At 64.4% G+C, this 506-nt stretch carries 1 pseudogene; it reads left to right on the top strand.

The window, feature by feature from the left end:
* A pseudogene (glnA, locus tag L3N39_RS18875) lies at positions 1-506 on the top strand (glutamine synthetase); the annotation flags it as partial.

Below are 506 nucleotides of genomic sequence, written 5' to 3'. Positions count from 1 at the left end.
GTGGAACGCCGCGTCGCCGACCAACCCCGACGGCACCCCGAACAAGGGCTACAAGGTCCGCCAGAAGGGCGGCTACTTCCCCGTCGCCCCGTACGACCACTACGTCGACCTGCGCGACGAGATGTCGACCAACCTGACCAACTCGGGCTTCACCCTCGAGCGCGGCCACCACGAGGTCGGCACCGGCGGCCAGGCGGAGATCAACTACCGCTTCAACACGCTGCTGCACGCCGCGGACGACGTTCAGCTGTTCAAGTACATCATAAAGAACACCGCGTGGCAGAACAACAAGTCGGTCACCTTCATGCCGAAGCCGCTCTTCGGCGACAACGGTTCGGGCATGCACGCTCACCAGTCGCTCTGGAAGGACGGCAAGCCGCTGTTCCACGACGAGTCGGGCTACGCCGGACTGTCGGACATCGCGCGCTACTACATCGGCGGCATCCTGCACCACGCTCCGTCGCTGCTGGCCTTCACCAACCCGACCATCAACTCCTACAAGCGCC

It is taken from the genome of Pseudomonas oligotrophica (assembly GCF_021726475.1).
GTDB lineage: Bacteria > Pseudomonadota > Gammaproteobacteria > Pseudomonadales > Pseudomonadaceae > Stutzerimonas > Stutzerimonas oligotrophica.
The sequence above is the reverse complement of the archived record's forward strand: the minus strand, read 5'-3'. Positions and strand labels throughout refer to the sequence as shown.